This is a genomic window from Rhodococcus sp. 5A-K4 (assembly GCF_046097995.1).
Taxonomy (GTDB): domain Bacteria; phylum Actinomycetota; class Actinomycetes; order Mycobacteriales; family Mycobacteriaceae; genus Rhodococcus_F; species Rhodococcus_F erythropolis.
The window spans coordinates 96,349-122,470 of the sequence record NZ_JBJURM010000009.1 but is presented as its reverse complement, the minus strand read 5'-3'; the positions used below and the strand labels follow the sequence as shown (position 1 = coordinate 122,470).

The 26,122-nt window shown below is 62.2% G+C and carries 24 protein-coding genes; 10 read left to right on the top strand and 14 right to left on the bottom strand.

Features of this window, described 5'->3' with window-relative positions; translation table 11 throughout:
• Positions 1 to 22: 22 nt before the first annotated feature.
• Positions 23 to 1,642: a CdaR family transcriptional regulator gene (locus ACKAMS_RS14375; protein WP_020968527.1), complete on the top strand. Its 1,620-nt coding sequence runs from the start codon at positions 23 to 25 to the stop codon at positions 1,640 to 1,642.
• A 71-nt stretch (positions 1,643 to 1,713) separates the two neighbouring features.
• On the opposite strand, the gene ACKAMS_RS14370 is transcribed toward ACKAMS_RS14375, so the two are convergent.
• The 3 genes from ACKAMS_RS14370 to ACKAMS_RS14360 all read right to left on the bottom strand — a co-directional run bounded on the left by ACKAMS_RS14370 (position 1,714) and on the right by ACKAMS_RS14360 (position 4,086).
• Positions 1,714 to 2,610, bottom strand: coding sequence for a serine hydrolase (locus tag ACKAMS_RS14370; RefSeq protein ID WP_020906342.1), 897 nt, complete (start codon positions 2,608 to 2,610; stop codon positions 1,714 to 1,716).
• 173 nt (positions 2,611 to 2,783) lie between these two features.
• The gene (locus ACKAMS_RS14365; RefSeq protein ID WP_019747034.1) at positions 2,784 to 3,419 is read right to left on the bottom strand and encodes a ScbR family autoregulator-binding transcription factor; all 636 of its coding nucleotides are present in this window, start codon (positions 3,417 to 3,419) and stop codon (positions 2,784 to 2,786) included.
• 238 nt (positions 3,420 to 3,657) lie between these two features.
• Positions 3,658 to 4,086 (bottom strand): HIT family protein, encoded by a 429-nt coding sequence (locus ACKAMS_RS14360; RefSeq protein WP_021342963.1) that lies wholly within the window; start codon positions 4,084 to 4,086, stop codon positions 3,658 to 3,660.
• Positions 4,087 to 4,173: 87 nt separating this feature from the next.
• Here ACKAMS_RS14360 and ACKAMS_RS14355 point away from each other — a divergent pair, with 87 nt between their 5' ends.
• Both ACKAMS_RS14355 and ACKAMS_RS14350 read left to right on the top strand, forming a co-directional pair.
• Positions 4,174 to 5,415, top strand: coding sequence for a glycosyltransferase (locus tag ACKAMS_RS14355; protein WP_408989170.1), 1,242 nt, complete (start codon positions 4,174 to 4,176; stop codon positions 5,413 to 5,415).
• Positions 5,412 to 7,562 (top strand): glycosyltransferase family 39 protein, encoded by a 2,151-nt coding sequence (locus ACKAMS_RS14350; protein ID WP_408989169.1) that lies wholly within the window; start codon positions 5,412 to 5,414, stop codon positions 7,560 to 7,562. The genes ACKAMS_RS14355 and ACKAMS_RS14350 overlap by 4 nt, the downstream gene beginning before the upstream one ends.
• An 85-nt stretch (positions 7,563 to 7,647) precedes the next feature.
• Here the strand turns inward: ACKAMS_RS14350 and ACKAMS_RS14345 are convergent, their stop codons facing one another.
• Positions 7,648 to 8,952, bottom strand: coding sequence for a DUF222 domain-containing protein (locus tag ACKAMS_RS14345; protein ID WP_408989168.1), 1,305 nt, complete (start codon positions 8,950 to 8,952; stop codon positions 7,648 to 7,650).
• A 200-nt stretch (positions 8,953 to 9,152) separates the two neighbouring features.
• Between ACKAMS_RS14345 and ACKAMS_RS14340 the strand changes: the two genes are divergently transcribed.
• Positions 9,153 to 9,401, top strand: coding sequence for a hypothetical protein (locus tag ACKAMS_RS14340; RefSeq protein ID WP_225320279.1), 249 nt, complete (start codon positions 9,153 to 9,155; stop codon positions 9,399 to 9,401).
• Here ACKAMS_RS14340 and ACKAMS_RS14335 read toward each other — a convergent pair.
• From ACKAMS_RS14335 to ACKAMS_RS14310, 6 genes are read right to left on the bottom strand one after another with little or no spacing between them, the layout of a single operon-like run.
• A complete protein-coding gene (locus ACKAMS_RS14335; RefSeq protein WP_080656729.1) occupies positions 9,379 to 9,609 on the bottom strand; it encodes a transposase in 231 nt (76 codons plus the stop codon). The two genes, ACKAMS_RS14340 and ACKAMS_RS14335, sit on opposite strands and share 23 nt — an antisense overlap.
• A 51-nt stretch (positions 9,610 to 9,660) precedes the next feature.
• Positions 9,661 to 10,308 (bottom strand): ABC transporter ATP-binding protein, encoded by a 648-nt coding sequence (locus ACKAMS_RS14330; RefSeq protein WP_283567156.1) that lies wholly within the window; start codon positions 10,306 to 10,308, stop codon positions 9,661 to 9,663.
• Position 10,309: 1 nt separating this feature from the next.
• Positions 10,310 to 11,227, bottom strand: coding sequence for an ABC transporter ATP-binding protein (locus tag ACKAMS_RS14325; RefSeq protein ID WP_283567155.1), 918 nt, complete (start codon positions 11,225 to 11,227; stop codon positions 10,310 to 10,312).
• On the bottom strand, positions 11,224 to 12,045 hold the full coding sequence (locus ACKAMS_RS14320; protein WP_408989167.1) for an ABC transporter permease: 822 nt from the start codon (positions 12,043 to 12,045) through the stop codon (positions 11,224 to 11,226). The genes ACKAMS_RS14325 and ACKAMS_RS14320 overlap by 4 nt, the downstream gene beginning before the upstream one ends.
• Positions 12,038 to 13,072, bottom strand: coding sequence for an ABC transporter permease (locus ACKAMS_RS14315; protein WP_408989194.1), 1,035 nt, complete (start codon positions 13,070 to 13,072; stop codon positions 12,038 to 12,040). The genes ACKAMS_RS14320 and ACKAMS_RS14315 overlap by 8 nt, the downstream gene beginning before the upstream one ends.
• Positions 13,069 to 14,691: an ABC transporter substrate-binding protein gene (locus tag ACKAMS_RS14310; protein WP_021342970.1), complete on the bottom strand. Its 1,623-nt coding sequence runs from the start codon at positions 14,689 to 14,691 to the stop codon at positions 13,069 to 13,071. Before ACKAMS_RS14310 ends, ACKAMS_RS14315 begins: the two co-directional genes overlap by 4 nt.
• 171 nt (positions 14,692 to 14,862) lie before the next feature.
• Between ACKAMS_RS14310 and purD the strand changes: the two genes are divergently transcribed.
• The 4 genes from purD to ACKAMS_RS14290 all read left to right on the top strand — a co-directional run bounded on the left by purD (position 14,863) and on the right by ACKAMS_RS14290 (position 20,008).
• Positions 14,863 to 16,119: a phosphoribosylamine--glycine ligase gene (purD, locus tag ACKAMS_RS14305; protein ID WP_021333105.1), complete on the top strand. Its 1,257-nt coding sequence runs from the start codon at positions 14,863 to 14,865 to the stop codon at positions 16,117 to 16,119.
• A gap of 242 nt (positions 16,120 to 16,361) precedes the next feature.
• Positions 16,362 to 17,930 carry a GMC oxidoreductase gene (locus ACKAMS_RS14300; protein ID WP_020968539.1) on the top strand — a complete coding sequence of 523 codons (1,569 nt, stop codon included), beginning with the start codon at positions 16,362 to 16,364 and terminating at the stop codon, positions 17,928 to 17,930.
• Positions 17,931 to 18,041: 111 nt separating this feature from the next.
• Positions 18,042 to 18,875 carry an AraC family transcriptional regulator gene (locus tag ACKAMS_RS14295; protein WP_031332880.1) on the top strand — a complete coding sequence of 278 codons (834 nt, stop codon included), beginning with the start codon at positions 18,042 to 18,044 and terminating at the stop codon, positions 18,873 to 18,875.
• A gap of 191 nt (positions 18,876 to 19,066) precedes the next feature.
• Positions 19,067 to 20,008: an ABC transporter substrate-binding protein gene (locus ACKAMS_RS14290; RefSeq protein WP_387405273.1), complete on the top strand. Its 942-nt coding sequence runs from the start codon at positions 19,067 to 19,069 to the stop codon at positions 20,006 to 20,008.
• Positions 20,009 to 20,014: 6 nt separating this feature from the next.
• Here the strand turns inward: ACKAMS_RS14290 and ACKAMS_RS14285 are convergent, their stop codons facing one another.
• Positions 20,015 to 20,470, bottom strand: coding sequence for a MarR family winged helix-turn-helix transcriptional regulator (locus tag ACKAMS_RS14285; RefSeq protein WP_020968542.1), 456 nt, complete (start codon positions 20,468 to 20,470; stop codon positions 20,015 to 20,017).
• A 99-nt stretch (positions 20,471 to 20,569) separates the two neighbouring features.
• Here ACKAMS_RS14285 and ACKAMS_RS14280 point away from each other — a divergent pair, with 99 nt between their 5' ends.
• On the top strand, positions 20,570 to 21,649 hold the full coding sequence (locus tag ACKAMS_RS14280; RefSeq protein ID WP_408989166.1) for an ABC transporter substrate-binding protein: 1,080 nt from the start codon (positions 20,570 to 20,572) through the stop codon (positions 21,647 to 21,649).
• Here the strand turns inward: ACKAMS_RS14280 and ACKAMS_RS14275 are convergent.
• A complete protein-coding gene (locus ACKAMS_RS14275; RefSeq protein WP_256922330.1) occupies positions 21,585 to 22,418 on the bottom strand; it encodes a phosphatase PAP2 family protein in 834 nt (277 codons plus the stop codon). The two genes, ACKAMS_RS14280 and ACKAMS_RS14275, sit on opposite strands and share 65 nt — an antisense overlap.
• A gap of 117 nt (positions 22,419 to 22,535) precedes the next feature.
• Here ACKAMS_RS14275 and ACKAMS_RS14270 point away from each other — a divergent pair, with 117 nt between their 5' ends.
• Positions 22,536 to 23,210 (top strand): response regulator transcription factor, encoded by a 675-nt coding sequence (locus ACKAMS_RS14270; protein ID WP_024487527.1) that lies wholly within the window; start codon positions 22,536 to 22,538, stop codon positions 23,208 to 23,210.
• A gap of 3 nt (positions 23,211 to 23,213) precedes the next feature.
• Here the strand turns inward: ACKAMS_RS14270 and ACKAMS_RS14265 are convergent, their stop codons facing one another.
• On the bottom strand, positions 23,214 to 24,602 hold the full coding sequence (locus tag ACKAMS_RS14265) for a HAMP domain-containing sensor histidine kinase (RefSeq protein ID WP_029254549.1): 1,389 nt from the start codon (positions 24,600 to 24,602) through the stop codon (positions 23,214 to 23,216).
• A 106-nt stretch (positions 24,603 to 24,708) separates the two neighbouring features.
• Positions 24,709 to 26,106, bottom strand: a complete 1,398-nt coding sequence (locus tag ACKAMS_RS14260; RefSeq protein WP_408989165.1) for a serine hydrolase domain-containing protein — start codon at positions 26,104 to 26,106, stop codon at positions 24,709 to 24,711.
• Positions 26,107 to 26,122: the final 16 nt, after the last annotated feature.

Here is a 26,122-nt window from a genome sequence, read left to right as displayed (position 1 = left end):
ACAGGACGAAGGAGTGATAGACGTGGGCACCGTACGACCTCGCATCAGTTTGGTGCGGCTTCTCGAAGACGTGGGAACTACGGTGCTGAACCCGGTTGTCGGCGACCCGGAGGCGGTCCAGGAGATCGCCTCGGTGGTCATTCACGACCCCGACGACGACTCACCCTCGACACCGGACTCCATGGTGCTGCTCGTCGGCATCACCGGAGGCGAACGTATCGCGGAGTCCGTGGCCGGCCTGGCCGAGCGCGGAGTACGCGTGGTGGTCGCGCGAGTGACCACCGAGGTCAGCGATGCCGACCGTGAATCCATCATCTCCTCCGGCGTTGTCGTATTGACCTTGGCGCGTGGAGTTTCGTGGGTTCAGCTCACAAGCCTGCTTCATTCGGTGCTCTCGGCACGGAACGAAGTCGGGCACATCCACTCGCGCGGAGGTGGACCGGCCGGCGATCTGTTCGCTTTCGCCAACGCCGTCAGCGCACTTCTGGATGCGCCGATCACGATCGAGGACCGAAGCTCACGGGTCATCGCCTTCTCCGGACGTCAGGAAGAAGGTGACGGTCCACGTATCGCGACCGTTCTGGAGCGCCAAGTTCCTGACCAGTACATTCGAGTGCTCGAAGAAGCGGGAGTCTTCGACCGGCTCTATCGCAGCGATGATCCGGTGTGGGTTTCGGCCGAGACCCTCGGTACAAAAATGGGTCGTATCGCCGTGTCCATCCGAGCCGGCGACGAGTTCCTCGGCTCCATGTGGGTGGCAACCGGTGAGCCGATGTCCGAGGACCGGATGCGTGCACTGCGCGATTCGGCCGGGTTGATTGCACTGCAGATGTTGCGGTTGCGCGGCGGCGCCGACGCCGAGCGTCGACTGCGCGCAGACCTGATCGCAACCCTTCTCGACGGTGGATCCGGCGCGGTCGACGCGATGAATCGCCTCGGCCTCGGGACCGGTCCCGCACTCGTGATGGCATTGGGCCGCAGGTCTTTCGAAGGATCGTCGAAGCCGGACGACGCAGCCCATGTGGTGCGGCTGACCGACGCTCTGGCCATGCACCTGGGCGCTGTCCATTCGCAGTCGGCTGCGGCTCTGGTCAACGGAACCGGCTACGCGGTGCTGTCGGTGCGAGGGCATTCCCCGGCAGAAGCCGAGCTACAGGCGTTCCGTGTGGCCTCGGACTTCCTGGACCGAACCGGAGCGTCCGGCGACACGATCATCGGGATCGGCCGGGTCGTGACCAGACCGGCGCAGCTGAGCCGATCGAAGCGCGACGCCGAACATGCCCTCGAAGTGTTGTTGGCGGGACGAGCGTCGGGCAGCGTCGCCACCTTCAGCAGCGTCCACGTCGATGCCATCCTGTTGGAGATCGCGTCGGAAGCTGCAGCCGAAGGGTTCTCGGACCTCGGACCCATCGAGGCGATCGCCAGCCACGACGCAGCTCATGCGACCTCGTTCGTCGACACCCTCGATGCGTGGCTCAACGCCTTCGGTGACGTCGGTGACGCCGCGGCGTCATTGCACGTACACCCCAACACCTTTCGGTATCGTCTCAGCAAGTTGAAGGGTATGGCCGCGTTGGACCTGGACGATCCCAACGTCCGCTTCCGGTTGATGGTGCATCTTCGTCTGCGCGGTCCACGCTAGCTCGAAAGCCGAAAAATGCGGGTCGCACTGATTTCTCAGCGTGACCCGCATTCTTCGTCAGTGGGTTCAGATCAGCTGTTGTTGCGAAGTGCTTCGACAGCGATGCGGCCGACGGTTCCGATGGAGGCGTCGATCTTCGGGGCGCGGTGGGTGAGCTCGTGGGACTTGGTGAAGACACCGACGGCGTAACGCTTGCCGTCCGGGTACGCCACGACGCCGGCTTCGTTTCGTACCAATCCCAGCGTTCCGGTCTTGGCGGCGACAGTGACCTCGTCGGGGAAACCGGACGAAAGGCGGTGCGGCCAGACCTGCTTGCTCATGATGGTTCGGACTTCTTCACAGGCCGATGCGGGGCCGGCTTCGTCCCTCCAGATTGCAGCCAGCAACATTGTGATCTCACGAGGAGTGCTGGAGTTGGAGCGGGCCGGATCCATGACGGAAATTGTCCGAAGAATTTCGATGGGCGGCATTTCCAGCAAGGTGCCCTTGTCGACACCGAGGTCGTCGTAGACCGATTTGAACAGACCACGGCAGTCACGGACCAAGTTGGTCTTCTCCAAACCGAGCCCGCGCAGCGTTGCGACGATGTTGTCGAGTCCGAGGCGTTCGTACAAGAAATCCGTGGCGGCGTTGTCACTGAAGCTCATCATGAGCAGAGCGAGATCTCGCCAGCTTGCGGTCACGTCGTCGGCGCAGCCGCCGATACCGATGCCGCCGGAGCGGAACTCGGCGGTCACCGTGGCGTGCTCGGTCGGATCAAGGGTGCCGGCCGCAACTTCACGGGCGTACTGGAGTACAACAGGAATCTTGAAAACGGAGGCGAGGATGACACCTTCGTCAGCGCCGTAGCCGAACTCTTCGCCGGAATCGATGTCGCGTGCGTGGACGAACGCATCGGTCTTCGCTTCGGCGAGTACAGCAGCGATCTCCTGCTGTGCGCTCTCAACGTACGTGGCGGTTTCGGTCATTCGAGAAGCCCTTTCGTCGGTATCCGTATATCTGGGTTATTCGTGGATCTGACGATAGTGAGTCGACGACGGGGGGTCTTGTACGAATCGACGAAGGTTGGCGCACGGTTCGGTGCTGATACGCCGAATCAACCGATTGTCAGGGTGTTCCGGGGGTCAGGGTGTTCCGGGGGTCAGGACGCATAAGTTTCGAGGCGACGTCCGACCAGTTCGGCGACGTCGGTCCGACGCTTGTCCGAGACCACGCCTGCCAACAGGATGGTGAACAATTCGTCGATACGGTCGTTCAAATCGCTTCGTCTGGTGAGCACGTTCGAAACCAGTTGAACGCCGGTGAATGCCGAGATCGCCACGCGACCCACCGATTCCGGCTCCACGTCGTCGCGGATGTCGCCTTCGAGCTTCGCGGCCTCGGCCAGTTTTCGAAGCTCGCGGATCCACACGACGTACGGGCCTTGCGAACCGTCGGCAGAGGCCAATTCGAGGGTAAGTCGGACTCCCGCACGAACAATCGGGTCCGCGACGAGTTGGCGGCCCATCTCGTGGCACACCATGACGAGCTGCTCCAGTGCCGGTGCGCCCGTGGCTGCAACTGCGGTGAAGGCAGTGATCGACATCTGGTGCTGTTCTTCGATGACCGCCTGAGCCAATTCGTCTTTGGACGAGAAGTGGAAATAGACCGCGCCCTTGGTCATCTGCGCCGCGGACACGATGTCATTCATGCTCGTGCTGCCGTACCCCGTGACTTCGAACCGATCAGCAGCGCCTTGAAGAATCTGTCGGCGACTGATCTTGGCACGTTCCTGCATTGCTCCCTTGTCCTCCGACTGTTAACACGTGAACCAGTTTTAGGGCCCTAGGTCCCGGACCAGCGCCCCACGGTAGCAGCGAATCTCGTGCTCGCGCGACAGCGCGAAACGGACTGTTCGGTGTGCAATCGCAGGTCACGGTCGGTAGGAGTGACAAATGCGACCGCCGCAACCTCCGTTGGAGGCTGCGGCGGGGAGTCCAGTTATCGGCCAGCGAAATTCGGTCGAAGGTACGCGATCAACGAGTCGAGACAGTTGACTCGAAGCCGAGGTCGCGTAGCGCCGACTTGAGTTTGGTCTGCGCCTCGTCGAGAGATTCGGGTGACGGCGAAGTATCGGCGCCACTGATGTCGAAGTTCCCCATGTCGTATGCGGGGAAGACGTGAACGTGAAGATGCGGAACTTCCAGACCTGCGATGAGGAGACCCGCCCGAGGCGCGTCGAACGCCTTCCTCACAGCCTGACCCAGGGTGCGGGCAACCGCGGTGACCTTGGCAAAGAGTTCAGGATCCACGTCCTGCCACTGATCGACCTCGGCTCGCGGTACCACGAGTACGTGGCCCTGCGTTACCGGCGCAATGGTCAGGAACGCGACAACGTCGTCGTCCTCCCACACGAAACGTCCTGGTAGATCTCCGTTGATGATGGCGCTGAAGACTGAAGGCATACCCCGAGATTAGCCCGCGTCCGGTTGCCAGGAAACTCCCAGGCTGGACGCAGGTTCGTCGGAGCCGGCCCGACAAATCTAGGACGCATGACGACAGAAGCCATGCAGACCGCGGGCAGCACGGACGCAGGGGAGCTTTCCGCGACGACTGTAGTGCTGGACGTGGTCGTCCCGGTATACAACGAAGAGGCCGGCCTGGAGACGTGCGTGCGGCGCCTGCGCCGGCATTTACGCACACAGGTGCCATTCTCTGCACGAATTACCATCGCGGACAACGCCAGTGTCGACGGCACGTTGGCACTCGCACGTTCCCTCGCCGAAGAATTCGACGACGTCCGGGTCGTCCACCTGGATGCGAAGGGCCGTGGTCGAGCACTGCGGCAGGTGTGGAGCGACTCCGATGCCGACGTGGTCGCGTACATGGACGTCGACCTCTCCACCGATCTCAATGCCCTGATGCCGTTGATTGCTCCGCTGCTCTCCGGCCACTCGGACATCGCCATCGGTTCCCGGTTGGCACGTTCGTCGCGCGTGGTACGTGGCCCCAAGCGTGAGTTCATCTCACGTAGCTACAACCTCATCCTCCGAAGCGCACTGCATGCTCGCTTCTCCGACGCCCAGTGCGGGTTCAAAGCCATGCGAGTCGATGTTGCGCGGCAACTACTTCCGCTGGTGGAGGACACCGGGTGGTTCTTCGACACCGAATTGCTTGTGCTGGCCGAGCGAGCGGGCATGAGGATTCACGAGGTCCCCGTCGACTGGGTGGACGATCCGGACAGTCGGGTGGACATCATTGCCACCGCAGTTGCCGACCTCAAAGGTGTGGTCCGCGTCGGGCGAGCACTGTCGACCGGTTCCCTTCCCTTGGCTGAGCTCAGGGCGAGTTTCGGACGTGAACCACTGGTTCCCGGAGTCCCTCGAGGAATGGTCGGGCAGCTCTCGCGCTTTGCCGTGGTGGGAGTCATTTCGACACTCGCGTACGCACTGCTCTACCTCGCACTGCACTCGGTAATGGGGGCGCAGTGGGCCAACGCCGTCGCATTGCTGGTGACCGCGGTATTCAACACCGCCGCCAATCGAGCTTTCACCTTCGGGATCCGCGGGTCGGAAGGATCCGCCCGTCACCAGATGCAGGGGCTGCTCGTGTTCGGGTTCGGTCTGCTGCTCACCAGCGGATCGTTGTTCGTTCTCGACGTCATGGCGCCCGACGCGTCCAAGCACGTGGAGCTTGCCGTACTCGTCATTGCCAATCTTGTTGCCACAGTGAGCCGATTCGTCGGGCTGCGCTGGGTTTTTCGCACTGCACAATCCGTAGGAGCCAATCGATGACCGCCACTGCAGAGACACTCGCCGCGCCGCTGCCTGCGCCGGAACCGCAGCGTCAGGTGCGCTGGGAACCGTGGGCGCTCGGAGTGTTGTTGGTGGGCACCGGAGTCGCCTACATCTGGGGCCTGGGCGCGTCCGGATGGGCCAACTCGTTCTATGCTGCTGCGGTCCAGGCAGGTTCGGTGTCGTGGAAGGCCTTCTTCTTCGGTTCGTCGGATGCTGCCAACTCGATCACCGTCGACAAGCCGCCGATGTCCCTATGGTTGATGTCGCTGTCGGTTCGCATCTTCGGACTCAATTCCTGGGCGATGTTGGTGCCGCAGGCACTCCTCGGGGTCGGATCGGTTGCGCTGTTGTGGGGAACGGTTCGACGGTATTTCGGTGCGGCCGCCGGCCTCCTCGCCGGCTTGGTACTTGCGCTCACACCCGTAGCGGCGCTGATGTTCCGGTTCAACAACCCGGATGCCCTGCTGGTGCTCCTGATGATCGCAGCAGTGTGGGCGATGATGCGCGCCGTGCAGGACGGTCGCACCCGCTGGCTGGTGTTGGTCGGTATCTTCTGCGGATTCGGTTTCCTGACAAAGCAATTACAGGTCATGTTGGTAGTTCCACCGCTGGCGCTCACCTATCTGATCGCCGGACCGCCGAAACTGGGTAAGCGCGTACTCCAACTGTTCGCGGCACTGGGCGGACTGATCGTCTCCGCCGGATGGTGGTTGGCAATCGTCGAACTGTGGCCGGCCGACTCACGTCCGTGGATCGGTGGTTCGCAGAACAATTCGATTCTCGAACTGACATTCGGCTACAACGGGCTCGGACGCTTGAGCGGCAACGAGACCGGAAGCGTCGGCGGCGGCGGAATGCGCGGTGCTGGTGATGCTGCGGCCGGTGCTGCTGCGGGAGGCTTCCCCGGAATGGGCGAGGCCGCAGGCGGTATGGCAGCGGGAGGCATGGCACCAGGTGGTGGCGCCGGTGGCGGTATGTGGGGGAGTACCGGCATTACCCGACTGTTCGAATCTGCCCAGGGCGGACAGATTGCCTGGTTGATTCCTGCTGCACTGATACTTCTGGTGGCTGGAATCGTGCTGCGAGGCAGGGCTCCCCGCGCTGACACACAGCGCGCGTCATTCATCGTCTGGGGACTGTGGCTGTTGGTGACCGGATTGACCTTCAGTTTCATGGCGGGAATCTTCCACGCTTACTACACCGTTGCGCTGGCGCCGGCGATCGCCGCACTGATCGGTTCAGGATCCGTATTCGCTTGGCGTCATCGTGACGTCCTCTGGGTTCGCCTCGTTCTGGCAGTGTCGTTGGCGGCAACCGTCGCAATGGCGTGGGTACTGCTCGGACGCTCGCCTTCGTTCGTACCGTGGCTTCACTGGGCGATTCTGGTCGTCGGGATCGTCACTGCCGTGGCAGTGCTGATTCCTGCAGTGACGCGAGGTCGATTGGCTGTGGCAGTGATCCTCGCGGCGATCTTCACCGGTCTGGCGGGTCCGACTGCGTACGCGATCGACACGATCAACACTCCGCATACCGGTTCCATAGTTTCGGCCGGACCGAGCGTCGAAGGTGGAATGGGCGGGCCCGGCGGTGGCCGCGGAGGATTCGGAGGATTTGGCGGCATGGCTGACGGCGGTAACCGTCGGACTGACGGGGCAGGGACCGGAACGCCGGGAACGCCCCCTGCCGGAATGGGTCAGACGCCCGGTGGTGCAACAGCTCCGGGTACCACCACATCGACCACCGACGGAACGCGGGGCGCAATGGGCGGCGGCGCCGCCGGTGGTTTGCTTCAGGGCAGCACACCGGGAGCCGCGGTCGTGTCCACACTCGAAGAGAACTCCGACCAGTTCACGTGGGTAGCCGCGGCAATCGGGTCCAACAGCGCATCGGGCTATCAGCTTGCGACGCAGTCACCGGTCATGGCTATCGGAGGGTTCAACGGGAGTGATCCGTCCCCGACGCTCGCGCAGTTCCAGCAGTACGTGTCAGAGGGCAAGATTCACTTCTTCATCGCCGGCGGTGGGATGGGTGGCGGTATGAACGCCGAAGGTACCGCTACCGCGATCTCGACGTGGGTGACCGAAAACTTCACCGCCACAACGGTGGACGGAGTAACCCTCTACGACTTGACGGTTGGGGGCTGACCAACATGAACGCACGCCAGGTCCGCATCGGAGGTGCTCCCCCCGATGCGGACCTGGCGTGAAGTTATATGCCTGAGGTTCGTCCTCAGGTTTTGAAGGTGGTGTTCGCCGGCCGAGGGTGCTGCCCGGCGTCGATCGAGGGTGGTGGGATGAACCACGGTTTGTTGTCAACCCCGATGCGGATCACCCACTTCCCGACGAACCCGGCTTTTCGGTGCATCAATCGATGATGTGAACGGCACAGCAGGACAAGGTTGTTCATCACGGTCGGGCCGCCGTTGGCCCAGTGCCGGATGTGGTGCGCGTCGGTCCAGGCGGGCACGCATGTGCAGCCGGGGAATGCGCAGCCTTTGTCTCGGGCGATCAGGGCCACTCGCTGTTCGGCGGACACTAATCGCTTGCCGGGTTTCGCATCGAGCGGTGCGCCGTGGTCGTCGAGCAGAACAGTGGACAGGAAACAATCACACCCGAGGAGCCTGGTCTGCGACACGGACAGTGGTCCGAGCCAGGGCATGTGCCCGACATCAAGATCCGACACAGCCACTCCACCACCATCGGGCGAGGATGCGGCGGCGCAGTCCCGATGCTCAGCCAGATCACGCGCGTTGATGTGCACGTTCACATGCGGACGCTGCCCACCATCGAAACCGGTCTTCGCGCAATCCAGATAACGCCGAATCAGTTCGGTAAACCCATCCGCCGTGCGTTTCGCCGCCGACCGAGAATCCGGCGTTCCATCCGGTGCCGGGGTGGGCATCGTCAGATTCGACAGGGCGGAGAGCAGCATTTCACCGGTGAGAGCGTCGAAATCGCCGCGCACCACCACCCGACCATTCAACGTCGACGCGATCCGCAACTCGTTCCGATCCACATCCTCGGCGGGTGGAATCTCATCGGACTCGAAGATTCGCTCCAAGGTCGCGATAACACTCCGCACCTTCGTGGTCGTCGCCTCCACTCCGGAAGCGGCAGCCAACAACAAATCGATGCACTTCGGTAGCGCTTCGTCAGGCATGCCCTTTGGTGGTGATTCGCAGAACGCCACGATCAACACGGCATGATCGAAGGAGCAGTCCCCGTCATCGAATCGGGCCGCCACTGCCGGAAACGGGCGTAGCGCTGCACCGAGGGCGGCGATCTTCTTCCCGTCCCGGATTTGCAGCATCGTGTTTGCCGCCAACCAGCACCCCACCCCGCGGCTGGCGATCACCTGATCATCCGGCCGCATCGAGAGTTCGTCCACCACCGCCACACGCACAGCTTCGAGACGAAGAATCTCCGCACTCGCCTCGATAGCAGCGGTACGTAACTCCGCAGCAGACAGCTGCCACAGTCGTCCGCGCAACCCCACCGCAGAACCCGAAACCACTTCCGACAGATAGACACTCATTGAATCCCCCGATCCCCACCCAAAATAATACTCGAACACGCGTTCGAGTCAAGGGTCAATTTTGTTGGGCTGGGGTGTGTTGCCCGAGGTGGCAGATGAGACTGGTATGGCCGTGCGTTCTCGGGTCGATGAGAGAATGAAGCGTGCCTGATCGACCTGAGATTGTCTGTATTTGCGGCTCTGTGCGATTCGCTGAAGAGATGCGGGAGGCGAACCGCGACCTGACGTTCGCAGGCGTGATCGTCGTCGCGCCGGGTGAAGTAGACGAGGCGATCTCTGTCGAGCAGAAAACGCTGCTCGACGCGCTTCACCTGCGCAAGATCGACCTGGCTGATCGGGTGCTGGTCGTCAACCCACGCGGATACATTGGCGAGTCCACGCGCCGAGAGATCGCGTACGCGCGCGCCACCGGCAAACCAGTGTCGTTCACGGCGCCGTTTGATCAGTAAGCGCCTCGTTGGTGCAGGCGGCAAGGAAGATCCCAGGCAGAGTTGCGAGTGTTGCAGGAGAGTCGGTGGAGCGCGCTCCCGTCCGGAACCGCCACGCAGTCGGTTCGAACACCGTGCGCCGATCTACGGGCGGTTGACCGGTCGCCTTCACCTTCGGGAGCAACGGACCGATCACCTCCCACGCCTCATCCGAAATCGCATCACGCAAAACGCCTAAACACTCGCCCGTGAACTACCGGATCAGGATTGGCAACACGCTCTAAGCGCGAATGCCGTCGAGGTCGTGGACCACGTCGCAGCAGGCGCCGAGCAATTCGCGATCATGGCTGATGAGTAATACGCCGACGCCGGTTTCGGTGGCGCGACTCTCGATCAACCGAATGAGCGCGGCCGTCGTGGCGGCGTCGAGCATCGCCGTCACCTCGTCACAGATGAGGTATTTCGGTTGTTGCGCCAGCGATCTCGCTAGACAGGCGCGCTGCAGTTGGCCGTCGCTCACCTGGTGGGGTCTACGGGACAAGAGATCGGGAGTGAGGCCCACTTCTGCTGCCAGTGCGACCACATCGATTGTCCTACCGGCAATATCGCCGGGTTGACCGATGATCGAGGCGAGCGTCTGCCGAGGGTCGGTCGATGCGCGAGGTGACTGAAACAGCATGGACACCGTCCCGCGCAGTGCCGCGGGTACCGAGAATTTGGTACCCACGACGGGTGATCCGTCGATTCGCACCTCACCTGACCACGGTGCATCCAACGAGGCGAGAATCCTTGCAAGTGTTGATTTTCCGGTGCCAGAAGGCCCGGTCAGGCCGATCAGCCTTCCCGGCGGAATTTCGAGCGAGACGTTCTCGAGCACCGGTCGGTTCCGGTGGTAACCGCTGGTAATTCCCAGAGCTTGCAAACTCATGTCAGCCCACCTTCCGCAGCGTTCGGTACGTGCGGTCACCCAGTGTGACCAGTTCGGTCGGGCCACCGGATTGTTTCGACTCCGGGCGTCGTAGGTGATAGACGCAGTCGTCGGGGAGATCGGTGAGTTGCGGTGGTGATCCGGGCATGGGATTCAAGCCTCGGGATGGCAAGGCGCCGAGCAGGTCTCGGGTGTAGTCGTGAAGCGGATCTTGGAACACCAGAGCCGCCGGACCGGTTTCCATGATGCGTGATGCGTACATGACGGCAAGTCGATCCGCGACATCGCTGCGGGTGAGTGATGCAAGGTCATGGGTGATGAGCAGGACAGCCGCCCCGGAGTCAGCGCACTCTCGAAGTAATCCCATGACGTGGTCGGTGAGTTCGCGGTCGAGGTTGGCGGTGGGTTCGTCTGCGACGATCACCGATGGATTCCCGGCCAGCGCACCGGCAATGGCAACGCGTTGCGCCATGCCGCCCGACAGTTCGTGCGGGTAACAGTCCAGGGCCGACGGTTCGAGTCCGACGCGAAGTGCCAAGGCGTCGCAAGTGTGGTCGCTGCCGAGTGCGTCGATCGTCTCCTGTAGCTGCGATCGCGCAGTCCGGACGGGGGTGAGATGTGTTGCGGCGGATTGTGGAACGAGAGCCACGTGCCGCCCACGGAACGCGGTGCCGGAGAAGACGTCGATCTCGAGGTCCGCTGTATCGACGGTGACCGTTCCGGTTCGAGAAGCATTCGGCGGCAACATGTTCATGACCGAGGTGGCGATGATCGACTTGCCACACCCGGATTCCCCGACAAGTGCGGTCACCGTGCCGGCTGGAACGTCGAGGTCGATGTCGCTCGCAGCGTGGACTACGGATCCTCCGGGCAAAGGGATCCTGACGGTGAGGGATTTGATGCGTAGGCCGCGTTTCACAGTCGTAGCTCCGAAGGTCGAGGGGGCGTGAGCATCGACCGCAGGGCCGAACCGGCAACTGCAACAGCGACGGTGGCGATCACGAGGACTGCGGCGGGGAATGCAAGCGTCCACCAACCGCCGAGGAGTAGAGAACTGCGTGCCTCTTCAAGGAGCGTCCCGAGACTGGGTTTGTGCGGGGGAAGACCGAAACCCAGGAAGGACAATGTTGATTCGTGCCAGACGGCATGGGGCAGCAGGAGAACGACTGCGATCAAGGCCTGTGGCGCGGTCGCCGGCACGAGGCGGCGCATGATCACGTGACGTCGACTTGCTCCCGCGAGAATGGCGGCGTCGATGTAGGGACGCTCGCGCAGACTCAAGATCTCTGAGCGGATGATCCGGGCCACTTGGGTCCAGTGGGTCAGTGCGATCGAAAGCACGATGGCGGCAATGCTTCCACGGAACATCGCGACGATGACGATGCCGAGCAACAGGTGGGGGAGTGCGTTGACGGCATCGGTGCCGCGCATGACGAACCTGTCCACCCAGCCGCCGACCAGTCCGGCCGTAGTGCCGACGGCGACGCCGATCACCGTGGCGAGCAGCGCGCAGGCGAGTGCGATCAGAAGTGAGGTTCTGATGCCTGCAGCTATGCGCACGAATAGATCTCGGCCCGCCGAGTCGGTTCCGAACGGGTGATCGAACGACGGAGCCAGGCGAGCCGCCGAGAAGTCTGTGACTCGGTCGTCGACGTCGGCCAACCATGGGACCAACGCCGCGTACAGCGCAACGAGGATCAGCACGCCGAGGGCGATCTTGAAGCGTCGTTCAGCCATCGGTACCTACTCTCGGGTCGAGCACTGCAACCAGCACGTCGGCAAGCAGTGAGCCGAGCATGACCGTCAATGTCGTACCGACGGTGAGGAACGCGAGCAGTGCCATGTCTAGGTCTCGCGCAGACGACACGATGGCGCCGGCGATCCCCGGCCAACTGAACACCTCTTCCACCAGCACTGCCCCGACTATCAGCTCGGGCAACCGCACGCCGACGATGTTGACGAAAGGTGCCAGTGATGTGGGCAGTATGTGGCGCTTCGTGATGGTCGGCGTCGGGATACCGCGTGCTACCGCGCCGGCGACAAATCCCTCACTTTTCGAACCCACGACGGACTCTCGGACGGCAAGTAGGAGCCACGGCATTTGCGAAATGGCGAGCACCGTCACCGGTAGGACCAAGTGCCGGATCACCTGTCCCGGTGTGGGATCGGCGCCCCCGTCGGTCAGTCCGGCGACCGGGAGCCAGCCGAGAGTCAACGCGAAGAGCGCGATGGCACCCAGCGACAAGACAAACGGCGGAAGTCCTTGGACCACGACGCTCAGCCCGGACACGGTCTTGTCCAGGAATCCTCCACTGCGGATTCCGGCGAGAACACCGAGTGTCAGCGAGGCGAGAATCGCGATGAGGAGTGAGATCCCGACCAGCAGCAAGGTCCATGGCAGACGTTCGAAGATGACTTGGGAAACAGGCTGATTGAACGATCTGGAGATCCCGAGATCGCCGGTGAACACACCCTGGAGCCAATTCCAGTACGTGCTGTACCAGGGGTTGTCGAAACCCATCTGATCGGCGATCAACGCTTTGTCTGCGTCGCTTGTCGTCATGTATCGCGTGCCGAGGTAGCCGACCAGTGGATCGAACGGTGAGATCGCGGCGGCGGCAAAGAGTCCCGCGGACACCACGGCGATGACCGGCACGATGAACAACACCCGCCGACCGGCCATCGTGAGGATGGCCTTTCGGCGGGAGTTGTCACGGTGGCCCCGTGTCGGCCCCGCGTCTGGCCGAACGTCGACCGCTGTCATTGCCCTCGGGCCCACGTCTGCAGTGACCACCATGGACCCCAGGTCACACCGTGTGAGTGTGGTTCGAGTACCGGTCCGGACATCTGCCAGTCGGAATCCTTCGACACGTACGTATGGTCGAGGAACACGAGGATGACAAACCCGGGATCTTCGACGTACGCCTGCTGTACGTCGCGATACGCGGCATCACGCGTTGCCTGATCCAGGCTGCGGCGTCCTACTTCCAAGCCTGCGTCGACTGCTGGATTGGAGTAGTCGCTGGCGTTGTCGTAGATGCTGCCGACCCCGGGCGCGATGTACTTCGAGTTCAGCGCGTCGTACGCCTGTGTGTCGGGGTCGAAAGGTTCGTCGCCGCCACCGAGAAGCGTCGAATCCTGGTTGATGCGAGGGTCTATGCGGTCCCAGGAGAGTGCTTCGAGGTCCACCTCGATGCCGACAGCGAGAGCGTCGGAGGCAAATGCCTGAGCGAGATCGCGTCGAACGGTGTCGACGGAGTTGTACATGATCGTGAACTGTGCCCGCTGACCGTCTTTCGAACGGATTCCGTCGGCACCTTCGATCCAGCCCGCTTCGGTGAGTATTCGCTCGGCCTGGGTCGGGTCGTAGGCGAAGGTTGCGTTCGGGTTGTACGAATCGCCGTAGACCTCGGGGATCGGAGTGGCGGCGACGCGGCCGTGTCCGCCCAGGACGTTGTCGATCATCGACTGGCGATTGGCGGCGAGGTTGAGCGCCATCCGCACGGCTTTGTCGCCTGCCACGGGATTGTTCGTCGGGAGTGAGAGTCCGCGCCAGTCTGCTGACTGATGGGCCGTCACGGACATGTTGTCCTTGCCTGAGAACGTATTGGCAAGCAGTGGAGGGAGATTGGTTCCGTCGATCTCGCCGGACACCATACGTTGGGCGCGGGTGTTGTCGTCAGGAACGTAGAGGAGAGTGAGCTTCTTGATCTCCGGCGCACCGTCCCAGTAGTTCTCGTTCGCCTCGAAGACCGCTCGATCCGGTGAGAGGTCGACGAGTGTGTACGGACCCGTACCAACCGGTGCGGTGTTCAACGGCGATTCGGCGGCAAGCCCGGGTGTCACGAGGGATTCCGATGGAACCATGCCGATCAGCATCTTCGTCAGCAGCGGGGCATACGAGTAGGCGAGGCGGAACTCGACTGTGCTGTCGTCGACGGCCACGACGTCGCTGATCATGTCGTACGACGACCGCGCTTCGGAGGCGGAAGCGGGATCGAGGATCGCCTTGTACGTGGCAACCACGTCGGCGGCGTCGAAGGTCGACCCGTCGGAGAAGGTGACCCCGTCGCGGAGTTTGACCGTCCAGACTGTCGCGTCGGCGTTGGCCGTGGGCATCTCCGCGGCCAGAGATGGCTCGAATCCCGGCATACCGGTGCCTCCAGTGAGCCGGACGAGACCGTCGTACATCTTGGCCTCACCGGCAGCGCCGAACCCTGCGACCGGGTTGTAACCGCCCAGTTCGTAGCCGTCGGCCAAGACCAGGCCGTCGTTGTTGCCCGAGGAGTCGGTGCCAGTCGGGCTACTGCACGACGTGATCAGAAGTGCGCCGATTGCGGCGGTTGCGGTGAGCGTCAGAACGCCTGGTTTATGGAGTTTCACGGGTGTCCTTTCCTTGGTGGACAGGTGTCCGAAAACATCTGTTCACCTATTCAGGTATTCATATGATCTCATCTCGAAACGGATATTTCGCACAAAGGCCGAACGCTGGGACCTTGGCCCCGTCAGTGGCACTCCGAGAGCGCTGTTATCGCAGGCCGTAGTCTGTTCCCCGTGCGCGTACTAGTAATCGGCTCCGGAGCCCGTGAACATGCCCTCCTTCTCTCTCTTGCTCGCGATCCAGGTGTCACGGCCCTGATCTGCGCGCCTGGCAATGCCGGGATCGCAAAAATCGCCGAGCAGCACCCCGTCGACGTCGCTTCTGGTGACGCGGTTACCGCGCTGGCCCAGAAGGTCGAAGCCGACCTCGTCGTCATCGGACCCGAGGTTCCGCTGGTTCTCGGTGTTGCAGACGCGGTGCGCGCAGCAGGTATCGCCTGCTTCGGGCCTTCGGCCGACGCCGCCCGGATCGAGGGATCGAAGGCTTTCGCCAAGGACGTGATGGCTGTCGCCGGCGTCAAGACCGCTCACAGCGAGATCGTCGACAATCCGGCCAAGCTCGACGAAGCACTCGACCGCTTCGGTCCCAACTGGGTGGTCAAGGATGACGGGCTGGCCGCGGGCAAGGGCGTAGTCGTCACGACGGATCGTCTCGCCGCGCGCGATCATGCCGCTGAACTGCTCGAGACCGGGCACCCGGTTCTTCTCGAATCCTTCCTCGACGGTCCCGAAGTTTCGCTCTTCTGCCTCGTCGACGGTGAAACTGTGATCCCACTGCTCCCGGCTCAGGACCACAAGCGCGTCGGCGACGGAGACTCCGGACCCAACACCGGCGGCATGGGCGCGTACACACCCTTGCCGTGGCTGCCCGACGAGATGGTCACGCAGATCGTCGACGACGTCGTCAAGCCCGTCGCTGCCGAGTTGGTCGCACGCGGTAGCAGTTTCTCCGGCCTTCTCTACGCGGGTCTCGCGATCGGTGTCGACGGCCCGGCCGTCGTCGAATTCAACTGCCGATTCGGTGACCCCGAAACTCAGGCCGTGCTTGCTCTCCTCGAAACGCCGCTGGGCGGTCTACTCAATGCGGCATCGACTGGAACACTCGATTCGGTCGGTCCGTTGCAGTGGCGCGACGGTTCCGCTGTCACGGTCGTGATTGCTGCCGAGAACTACCCGGCGACCCCCCGCACCGGCGACGTGATCACCGGAGCCGACGCCGACGGAGTCCTGCATGCCGGTACCAAAAAGCGTGAAGACGGAGCCGTCGTCTCGGCCGGCGGGCGTGTGCTGAGTGTTGTCGGAGTGGGCAAGGATCTGACCGAAGCGCGTGACGACGCCTACGCAAAGATCGCCGACGTCAAGCTTCCCGGCGGTCATTTCCGCACGGACATCGGACTCGGCGCCGTCGAAGGGCGCATCTCTCTTCCCTGACTCGTTCTTTCGGAGGGCCGGTGAACTTTCTGTTCATCGGCCCTTTTCATGGAAAATCAACGGTTCCTCGAAGTTACCCACGAGTATGGACTTCTCGTTCGGTTTCTCCCGGTATATCTCAGCGCGGGGGTCACGGAAAGAGAAGGGCACACTTGAGCATTCGCGCTGGATCCAACGAACGGCACGCACGTACCAATTCCACGCTCTCGCGTAGAAACTTCTTGGCAGCAACAGGATTAGCTGTGGGCGCCGCTGCGCTCTCGTCCTCGTGGACTACGGCCGCCGCTGCGCCCAGGCGAGCATTGAGCGACGGAGACCGTGTCCCTGCGCTCGTGATCGGCAGCGGGTACGGCGGAGCCGTTGCGGCACTTCGGCTGACGCAGGCCGGCATCGACACACACATGGTCGAGATGGGGAAGTCGTGGACCACACCGGGGTCCGACGGCAAGGTCTTCTGCCCGATGCTCTCACCGGACGGACGTTCCTTCTGGCTCAGAGACCGTACAGTTCAACCGGTTTCACACTTCTCCGGCGGCTCGGTGGACAAGAACATCAGCCGCTACGTCGGCGTTCTCGACGCCGAGGACTTCGGCGGGATCAAGGTCTACCAAGGCCGAGGGGTCGGCGGCGGGTCGCTGGTCAACGGCGGCATGGCCGTCACACCCAAGCGCAACTACTTCGAAGAGATCCTGCCCGGGGTCGATTCCAACGAGATGTACTCGACGTACTTCCCGCGGGCCAACGCTGCGCTCGGAGTCAACAACATCGACCCGGCCTGGTTCGAGTCGACCGAGTACTACAAGTTCGCACGAACCGGGCGAAAGACCGCTGAGAGATCCGGTTACACAACAACATTCGTGCCGAATGTTTACGACTTCAACTACATGAAGCAGGAAGCTGCTGGTCAGGTCACCAAGTCTGCCCTGGTGAGTGAGGTCATCTACGGCAACAACGCGGGAAAGAAGTCTCTGGACAAGACGTACCTCGCGGCGGCATCCGCCACCGGCAAGCTCACGATCTCGGCGCTGCACGTCGTGACCTCGGTTGCGCCGGCCGCGACCGGTGGTGGATATCAAGTGGTGATGAACCAGATCAACGAGCAGGGCAACACCGTCGGCACCAAGACGGTGACCGCGGACAAGGTCTTCTTCGCGGCCGGCAGTATCGGTACCAGTAAGCTCCTGGTCGCGATGAAAGCACAAGGGCAGCTGGCGAATTTGCCGGGTGCGGTTGGGCAGGAATGGGGGCACAACGGCAACGTGATGGTGGGTCGCGCCAATCACATGTGGGACGCCACCGGCGCGAAGCAGTCGGCGATCCCCGTGATGGGTATCGACAACTGGGCTGACACATCCGCTCCTGTGTTCGCGGAAATCGCGCCCTTCCCAGCCGGTACCGAACTGTGGGTCAGCCTGTACTTGGCGATTGCCAAGAATCCGCAACGTGCTCAGTTCCAATTCAATTCGGCAACAGGCAAAGTCGGTTTGAATTGGCAGCGCTCGCAGAACCAGCCGTCGATCGACATGGCGAAGAAACTCTTCGACAAGATCAACAAGAAGGAAGGCACGATCTACCGGACCGACCTCTTCGGTCCGGTGCAGACGTGGGGCGACCAGTTGACGTACCACCCCCTCGGCGGTTGTGTGCTTGGCAAGGCGACCGACGGTTACGGTCGTCTGCCGGAGTACCCGGGACTGTATGTCATGGACGGATCCCTCGTTCCGGGCAATGTCGGAGTCAATCCGTTTGTCACCATCACCGCTCTGGCCGAACGGAATATCGAGAACATCATTGCGAACGACATGAACTAGAGCGGCGACTCGGGGTCAGGTGCGGTGGGATCAACTTCCTGCCGCACCTGCTCTGCGTGGGCAGCGGTTACAGTCACCTGGACAGACGACGGTCGATCCAGGGATGTAGACGTGAGGCGGACAAAATCCGAGGTCGACGGTGATTGGCTCCGGTGGGGCGTGCCGTCGAGCGACGAGCTGGTGGTATCCGAACACGAATTAGACGACGAGCCCGAAGATTTGGTCCTGTGGGGTGGTGCGTCGAGTGCTGATCAACCGGTGACATGGGAAACCCACGCGCACCGATCGAACGAGATTCTGTTCCCGCGTTCCGGCATTGTGGTTGTTCGCTCGGGCGCCCAGATGTGGACATTGTTGCCGGGACGAGGGCTGTGGATACCGGCACTGCATCGACACTCGGTGCGCGTTGCCGCGGGTGCGCAGTTCCTGACGGTGTATTGCGCTGTAGGGCAGGGGCCTTCGCTCGGTGATCGCCCGGTTGCGGTACACGGCACGCCGCTACTCTACGAGTTGTTTCTGCATCTGAGTGCTCGCGAGATGTCGGACGACGCGAGGCGCCGCGCCGAGCGAGTGTTCTTCGACCTCGTTGTTCCCGGCGACGAGCGCGGAGCGATGAAGATCCCCGATTCGGGCCCGGTCGGGCGGATTGCACGCGACCTGTTGTCCCATCCGGAGGACCCACGCAGTTTCGGAGACTGGGCGAACGAGATCGGCGTCAGCACCAGCACTTTGGCTCGTCGATTCAAGGTGGACACCGGCGTGAGTTTCGGTCAGTGGCGAGTACTGCTTCGGATGAACGTGGCGATGTCCCTACTCGGCCAAGGTGTTGCGGTCGCCGACGTGGCAGAGCAGATCGGATACTCGACGCCCAGTAGTTTCGTCGCCGCTTTCAAACAGTCCACCGGTGTCACGCCGATGGCATTTCGAAAGAACGCGGATCGTTGATCCGATTTCGACATTCTTTGACAAAACTCCGCGATTGCGTCATCCCCTGATCCGCTCTACCGTTAGCCATGTAGGCGAGGCTTACTTTACTTTCCGGGTTCGGGGTTCGCCCGAAACCCGCTCGACAGCATGGGGCAGAAGTGATCGATTTTGTTGCGCCGCGTTCGAAACGCGGTAGCAGGGCCATCTTCATGGCTGTGGCAGTGGCACTTTCGACGGTGCTGGCAGCATGTGGCACCTCGACGACCGGCGCGAAGTCCGACGGTGATGTGTGGACGTATGTCGATGCGCGTGGTCAGCAGATTTCGCTCGACAAGATCCCCGAACGCATTGTGGCGACGGCGGACACCGCGCCGGTGCTACTCGAATACGGCGTCGTGCCGGTCGGCATCATCGGCTTTTCCAGGCTGGACGAATCAACGTTGAGTGCATTCGACTTCAGTGGAATTGCCCATGTCAGCGAGACCGACACAGATATCAGTGCCGAGAAACTCCTGGCAGTGGACCCGGATCTGGTCATCGACATCTGGAGTTCGTACAACGGCGGAAACTTCGGCAGCATCTGGGGCGACGATATCGCTCGCGTCGAAGAGGTTGCTCCCATTGCAGGTGTCAAGATCACCGACGGGGCGCAAGCGGCGTTGGACAGCTTCAGTTCGTTGGTTCAGGGTATCGGCGGCACCGACACCTCGCCGGTCTACGCGGCAAAACGGGAAGAGTTGAGTGCGCTCGGTGACCGGGTGCGTGAATTGGCCACATCGCGAACGAATATCTCTGTTGCATACGCGATTCCGTTGGAGTCGAGCCTTGACTACGCGGTGCCGGGATGGACTCCGCTCGGAAGTATTCTCGAAACGATGGGCGTCGAATTCGCGAAGCTGGACAGCGAGGACGGTTTCTGGGCATCAGCGAGTTGGGAAGAGCCGGGCGTCTTTCCGGCCGATCTCCTCCTGATTCCGCCGACGTGGTCTGACGCGCCGGAGCTCAATTCGCCGACGTTCACCAGGCTTCCGGCTGTGGTTTCGGGCCAGGTTGCCTCGGTAGAACTGCGTACGGGGTACAGCCTGACGGGCATCACGGAGCAGATGAGGCGTTTTGCCGACGTCTACGAGAAGAGTGGGAAAGTCACCTGAGTGGCATCATCGCGGTGCGTGAACTCGCAGTGATCGATTGACTCGGTCGAGGATGCCGATGGCAGTGGTCAATGTGTCGAGGTCACGTTCGTCGAGGGCTGTCAGTTCTTGGGCCAGGACGCCGATGCGTAATTCGGACCGACGGTCCCGGCGCGCGCTTCGCTCGTCCTTCACGAAAAGCGTGCTCACCCGGCCGTCTGTGGGATCGGGTCGCCGCTCGATCAGGTCCTTGTCGGAGAGGATGCGCACCAGCGTGCTGACGGTGTTCGGGCGTCTGGAGAGGCGATCGGCCACGGCCCCGATGCGAGTGCCGGGATGGTGCGCGACATCGTGAAGTACCTCGGATTGTGCCTCTGGCAAAGTCGCGTCGGTACCCGACGTATCCATGTATTCACGCAGCGCTCGACGCAATTCGAACGCCGCAGCGATGAGTGATCTCGATGCTTCTTCCGCAGTGGGCACGCGATCAGAGTAGCGACCGATCCCGTGTGATCCACGTCCCAAAACTGTATCTGACACAGATATAGTTTACAGTTCCTCAAAGGGTAGGGTCACCTAACCATGACGGTAGATGAAGCTGTCATGCTTCACGACGTACGGGACACGATCATGAATTTTGGACAGAAGTCACGCAGTGTAATGCTGATCGGCGCACTGACATTGGTGGCAGCTCTCAGTGGCTGCTCGAGCGACGCCTCGCCCACAGACACTGACATCAGTGCGTCGACTCCGGCGGACTCTGCGTTTGTCGCTCCGCGAGAAGTCCCGGCTGGAATGGGGAGCGGAAAGTCGGACGGCGAATTCCCTCGTACCGTTTCACACTTCAAAGGTGACACCACGATCGAATCGCAGCCCGAAAAGGTTGTCGTCATTTCGACCGGGCAAGCAGATGCGCTTTTATCTCTCGGCGTCGTTCCTACGGCTTCGACTCGTGGTGACGGTGCGGACCTGGTGCCGCCGTACCTGTTGGCCGCATACCCCGAATTCCGCACCCAGCTAGGTGATGTCGCCGACGCAGGTGGGCGCTTCACACCGAACTTCGAAGCGATCGTCAAGCTCGATCCTGACCTGATCTTGATGAATGTTGCAGGGAAGGATGCTGATTCGCTGTACGACCAGCTTTCGGCAATTGCGCCCACCGTGGCAACGCAGGGGACCGGCGTCAACTGGAAGCAGGACTTCCTGCTGGTTGCCGACGGGGTAGGTAAGACGCAGCAGGCGACGGCACTGCTGGATACGTTCAACGCCGACGCCGCGGCCTTGGGTGCGTCCCTTTCGTCGCCGCCGACAGTGTCGTTCAGCCGCCAGAACGGAAATCGCTTGCGCATCTTCGGCATTCCTTCGTTCACCGGCAGTATCGCCCAGGATGCCGGCCTGACGCGTCCGGAGTCGCAGCAATTCGACGACACCTCCCGAGACATCAGTGAGGAAGAGTTGAACGTCGCGGACGCTGATTGGATCTTCTACGGAGTGCAAGGCGGGGACCCGGCGACGTTGACCAACGCGCCGTTGTGGGCGCAGTTACGTGGGGTGATTGCCAACCATGCCGTTGCTGTCGACGACGACGTCTTCTACCTCAATACCGGGCCGACTGCGGCTCGTGAAGTGCTGAAGGTTCTGCAGAGCGCACTGCAGCAGTAGTTGATTCGGACTGGTTGTGCGTGCCGACGAACCGGAAGACTGCTCCACCCGCAGTGACGGCAAGCGTCGCGAGGACAGCTCCGGCAACGACGTCGGTGAGCCAGTGAGCTCCCAAGTAGAGGCGAGTGAGCGCGACGACAACGGTGACCGTCACGGCGAGCAGCATCAGAAGACGTTTGACAGTCGGTGTTCGGTCGACGCTCACAACGAGAACTGCAATGCCGAACAGCGCTGCTGTGCCGGTGACGTGACCAGACGGGAACGAGTGGCCGGTCTCGAGAAGAACCTGGATGTTGGTCGGCGGACGTTCGCGACCGACGAGCGCTTTGATTACCGTGCTGGCGACTGCCGCACCGCCAACGGTTCCGATCACGATCAAACCCGGAACAACCGAACGCGCTCGCCACGAGATGAGCACTCCGCAAGTGATCCCGAGCAGCGCGGTGGCGACAGGACTACCGAGATCTGTGACGGCGACCGCGATCTGGTTGAGGGCGCCGCTCCGATGATCGACCATCCAGTCGGTCACCGGCCCGTCGAAGCTCGTCAACCACCCGTTTCGATATACCTGGATCGAGAGCGTCACCAGGGCGAGGGCGAGCCCGGACGCGCGGAGCGCTGTTGACCGAACGCTGGAGGCCCGGTAGATCGAACCGAATGCGAACAGCGCGGCCGCCACCACGATTGCGGCAACCGCAATTTCTGCGGTGGTGCTCTCGGTCAAGACTTCGGTGACCACGTTTCGCACGGTCGACACAGTTGCTGGCATGAATGCAGTGTGACGATCCGAAGCTGAAGAAACGCTGAACGTAACTCGGTCATGGGCCCACCGTCTGCTCTACTGGGTGCATCCGAACAACTGCGTGTCGACGAAACGGGGCCGGTGGTGCGAGTACTGGTTGTCGAAGACGAAGTACGCCTGGCCGAGACGATCCGGCGGGGATTGGTAGCCGAGGGATTCGTGACCGCCGTGGAACTCAACGGGGACGACGGATTCGCGATTGCCTGCAGCGACGAATTCGACGTGATCGTTCTCGACATCATGTTGCCGGGCAAACACGGCTACGACATCGTGCGGGACCTACGCGCCCGGGAGGTGTGGACGCCGATCCTCATGCTCTCGGCGAAGGACGGCGAATACGACCTCGCTGATGCTTTCGATCTCGGTGCCGACGACTACCTGGTCAAGCCCTTCTCGTTTGTAGTATTCCTCGCGCGGCTTCGCGCACTGGTGCGGCGGGGCGCTCCCCAGCGTCCATCGATACTCACCGTGGGAGACCTGTCCCTCGACCCCGCCAAACATCAGGTGATCAGAGCGGGAATCGAATTGACGCTGACGCCACGTGAGTACAGCGTTCTCGAGTTCCTGATGCGCAACAACGGAGTTGTGGTCACGAAGACCGAGATCGTTCGCTCGGTCTGGGACACCAACTACGAAGGTGACGAGAACATCGTCGAGGTCTACATCGGTTACCTACGTAAGAAGGTCGACCTCCCGTTCGGAACCCACAGCATCGAAACCATTCGAGGCATCGGGTACCGCTTTGTCGGCACTGCCTGATCTTCAGTCGGTCGGTAGCGGAATTGTCACCTCGAATCGACTTCCACCGCCTACCCTCTCGCTGACGGAAATGGTTCCGTGATGCGCCGCAACAATTTCCGACGCGATGGCGAGTCCGAGTCCGGAGCCACCTCCCTGCCTCGACCGCGGCTGGTCGAGGCGGACGAAGCGTCCGAAGATTCGTTCGCGTTCTGCTGCAGGGATTCCGGGCCCGTCATCCTCGATCACGATATGGGCTTCGTGGCCGGCTTCGGAACACTCGAGATGCACGAGGGTCTCGGCGTGCCGCACTGCGTTGTCGACCAGGTTTCGCACCATGCGCGCCAACGCCCTCGGGTCTCCGGACACGCGAACCGGAGCAACGGTGGCGGTGACCGCGATCTCGGAGATACCGTCGATCCGCTTCTGCTCGGCGAACAGAATGTCGTCGAGGTCGACGTCGACGACGGTACCGATGGATTCGAGTTCGCTTTCATCCGAGCGCGCGAGAATCAACAGATCCTCGATCAACTGCCGCATCCGTCGCGCCTCGGGAAGTAGCGCGTCTTCGATCAGTGCGTCGTCGAGGAGATCCGGGCGTCGGTGTGCCAGTTCGAGAGCCGTCGTGATCGTGGACAGTGGACTACGTAATTCGTGGGAGGCGTCGCTGACGAATCGTTGTTGAGCAAGTGCGCCTTCGTCGAGGCGCGCCAGCATGTCGTTCATTGTTGTTGCCAGTCGGGCTATCTCGTCGTTCCCGGACGGGACGGGGACTCGTTCACCTTGACGCCCACTCGAAATCGAGGCAACCCGAGCGCGGATGCGTTCCACGGGAGCGAGAGCCGAACCCACCAGGCGGTAAGTGGCAAACGCGGCCAGTCCAAGAACCAGGGGCCCGGCGATGGCGAGCAGAACGGCAACGGTGGTCACCACGGTTTCAACCGGTTCACGGTCGGCGCCGACGAAAACGGTGACCGGTCCGGCCGGCGTCTGAGCGCCGTGTCCGATCAGCCAGTAGTCCTCGTCGTCGGACTTCTTGACCCTTCCATAGGTGTCCGACTCGTCAGGGCCGAGAATGCGTTCGGAGAGTAGGTCGCTGTCAGTTCCAGGCGATTGGGCGACGATTCGGTGATCGGCGTCGACGATCTGCACGATTCCGATCTGGCTGTCGGTGGACAGAAGCGAAGGGTCGAGATCGGCTGGGCCCTTCCCGGTGAGTTGCTGGACCAACTGTGCGGCACGGGCCTCGGAGCTGTTCAGTGCGGACAGGTGCAGGGAGTTCGCCAGTACGAAAACCAGTGCAAGCCCGGCGATCACCAAGCAGAAGGCGATCACGAGGGTCGATGCCACGGTCGTCCGGGCGCGCACGCTCCACCGGGACGGGTGCAGAATCGACTCGCCGATGACGTTCATGGCGTCCAGTCTGTACCTTCGCGGCTGTGCATATATACAAAGGCTGTGCATATACAAAGACGGGTGACGCGGCCTCGTAATCGGACCGCGTCACCCGTCTAGAGGATCAAGCCACTCGCTTGGCGGTTCGGCCGCCGAATTCGAGCATCACGGCGCGTCCGGTGTCATCGGTGACGAAGCGCCCCAGCGTCCGCGTGGTGTCGGCGCGAGCAGCGAAGTCGAGATCGTTGACGAAGGCGATCGGGATCGCCGGTGGCCAGACGATGTCCTCGTATTCGCCGAGGTCCTGCGCGCTGCCCATGCGGACGCCGATTCCCTCGTCACCGGGGGCGACGGTCATGGTCAGGTTGCCGGCCTGGTACTTGCCCAGGACGGCGTCGACGGCAGAGGGTTCGGGCTCGACCACGTCGAGAGATGCCGGCGCGGGCAACTCTGCGAGGTTGGCCATGCACCAGTCGACGATCTTCTTGCCGATTCCGCCGCCGAGTGCGTTGGTCAGCACGGTGACGGCGAAGTTCTTCTCAGGCACGGTCAAGAACTCGGAGACCTGGAGGTTGCTGACGTTTCCGCCGTGCCGCACTACCTGGGTGGTTCCGTATCGAGTCAGCAGCCAGCCGATGCCGACTTCCTCGAACATCATCGCGGCGGGACGCTGCGGCTTCTGCATCAGCAACCGGGTGGACTCGTCGAGCGGCTGTCCCTCACCCGGGTGTTCGCCCGACAGTGCGTGGCGTGCCCAGACGAGCTGATCGCGCACCGAGGACCACATTCCACCGCAGGGCGTCATACCGCGGTCCAGTCCGGTCTCGTTGGACGCGAACGGCTCACCCTCGCGGATGTAGTGGCCGAGTGCAAACCGGTGGGTCATCACGTCCCAGGGCAGGAACGCCGAGTTCTTCATCTCGAGTGGGTCCAGAACGCGCTGCTTGACCAGCTCTTCGAAGGTCAGTCCACTGATATTGGCTACGACGTATCCGGCGAGGACGAATCCGGAGTTGCTGTAGGAGAAGACCTCTCCGACGGGAAATTCCTGTCGTAGTTCCTTCAGCCGTGAAATCGATCGACCCAGGGCGTCTTCACCCCAGCCTGCCGAGAGGCTGGCGTCGCCGGTGAACCCGCCGGTGTGCGTCAGAAGATGACGCATCGTGACTGTGCGGGTGGCTTCGTCGTCGGCGAGGATCAGTTCGGGGACGTACTCGACCAGTGGGGTGTCGAGATCGAGTAGGCCGTCCTCGACGAGTGCCATCGCGGCTGTTGCAGCAAAAACCTTTGTGGTGGAACCGATCATGAACATCGTCTTGTCGGTGACCGGGAGCTGGGTTTCGACGCTCTCGATGCCACTGGTGACGACGATGTCCTTGTCGCCGTGCACGATACCGACCGAGACGCCGGGGATGTTTGCCTCGACCCTCCACTGGTCGACGAGTTCCTGAAGCTGTTCTTGCATCTTTGATTCCTCGAGTTCGCTGGCGTTCTGTGTTTCGGCGTTCGGTGTTTCCGTCATCGTATGTGTATCGGTC

Coding starts and splice junctions, on each gene's coding strand:
- ACKAMS_RS14370 (WP_020906342.1), bottom strand. CDS start 2,610: ATGACCGAAACCGCCACGTACGTTGAGAGCGCACAGCAGGAGATCGCT.
- ACKAMS_RS14365 (WP_019747034.1), bottom strand. CDS start 3,419: ATGCAGGAACGTGCCAAGATCAGTCGCCGACAGATTCTTCAAGGCGCT.
- ACKAMS_RS14360 (WP_021342963.1), bottom strand. CDS start 4,086: ATGCCTTCAGTCTTCAGCGCCATCATCAACGGAGATCTACCAGGACGT.
- ACKAMS_RS14355 (WP_408989170.1), top strand. CDS start 4,174: ATGACGACAGAAGCCATGCAGACCGCGGGCAGCACGGACGCAGGGGAG.
- ACKAMS_RS14350 (WP_408989169.1), top strand. CDS start 5,412: ATGACCGCCACTGCAGAGACACTCGCCGCGCCGCTGCCTGCGCCGGAA.
- ACKAMS_RS14345 (WP_408989168.1), bottom strand. CDS start 8,952: ATGAGTGTCTATCTGTCGGAAGTGGTTTCGGGTTCTGCGGTGGGGTTG.
- ACKAMS_RS14340 (WP_225320279.1), top strand. CDS start 9,153: ATGCGGGAGGCGAACCGCGACCTGACGTTCGCAGGCGTGATCGTCGTC.
- ACKAMS_RS14330 (WP_283567156.1), bottom strand. CDS start 10,308: ATGAGTTTGCAAGCTCTGGGAATTACCAGCGGTTACCACCGGAACCGA.
- ACKAMS_RS14320 (WP_408989167.1), bottom strand. CDS start 12,045: ATGGCTGAACGACGCTTCAAGATCGCCCTCGGCGTGCTGATCCTCGTT.
- ACKAMS_RS14315 (WP_408989194.1), bottom strand. CDS start 13,072: ATGACAGCGGTCGACGTTCGGCCAGACGCGGGGCCGACACGGGGCCAC.
- ACKAMS_RS14290 (WP_387405273.1), top strand. CDS start 19,067: ATGGCTGTGGCAGTGGCACTTTCGACGGTGCTGGCAGCATGTGGCACC.
- ACKAMS_RS14280 (WP_408989166.1), top strand. CDS start 20,570: ATGACGGTAGATGAAGCTGTCATGCTTCACGACGTACGGGACACGATC.
- ACKAMS_RS14275 (WP_256922330.1), bottom strand. CDS start 22,418: ATGCCAGCAACTGTGTCGACCGTGCGAAACGTGGTCACCGAAGTCTTG.
- ACKAMS_RS14265 (WP_029254549.1), bottom strand. CDS start 24,602: ATGAACGTCATCGGCGAGTCGATTCTGCACCCGTCCCGGTGGAGCGTG.
- ACKAMS_RS14260 (WP_408989165.1), bottom strand. CDS start 26,106: ATGACGGAAACACCGAACGCCGAAACACAGAACGCCAGCGAACTCGAG.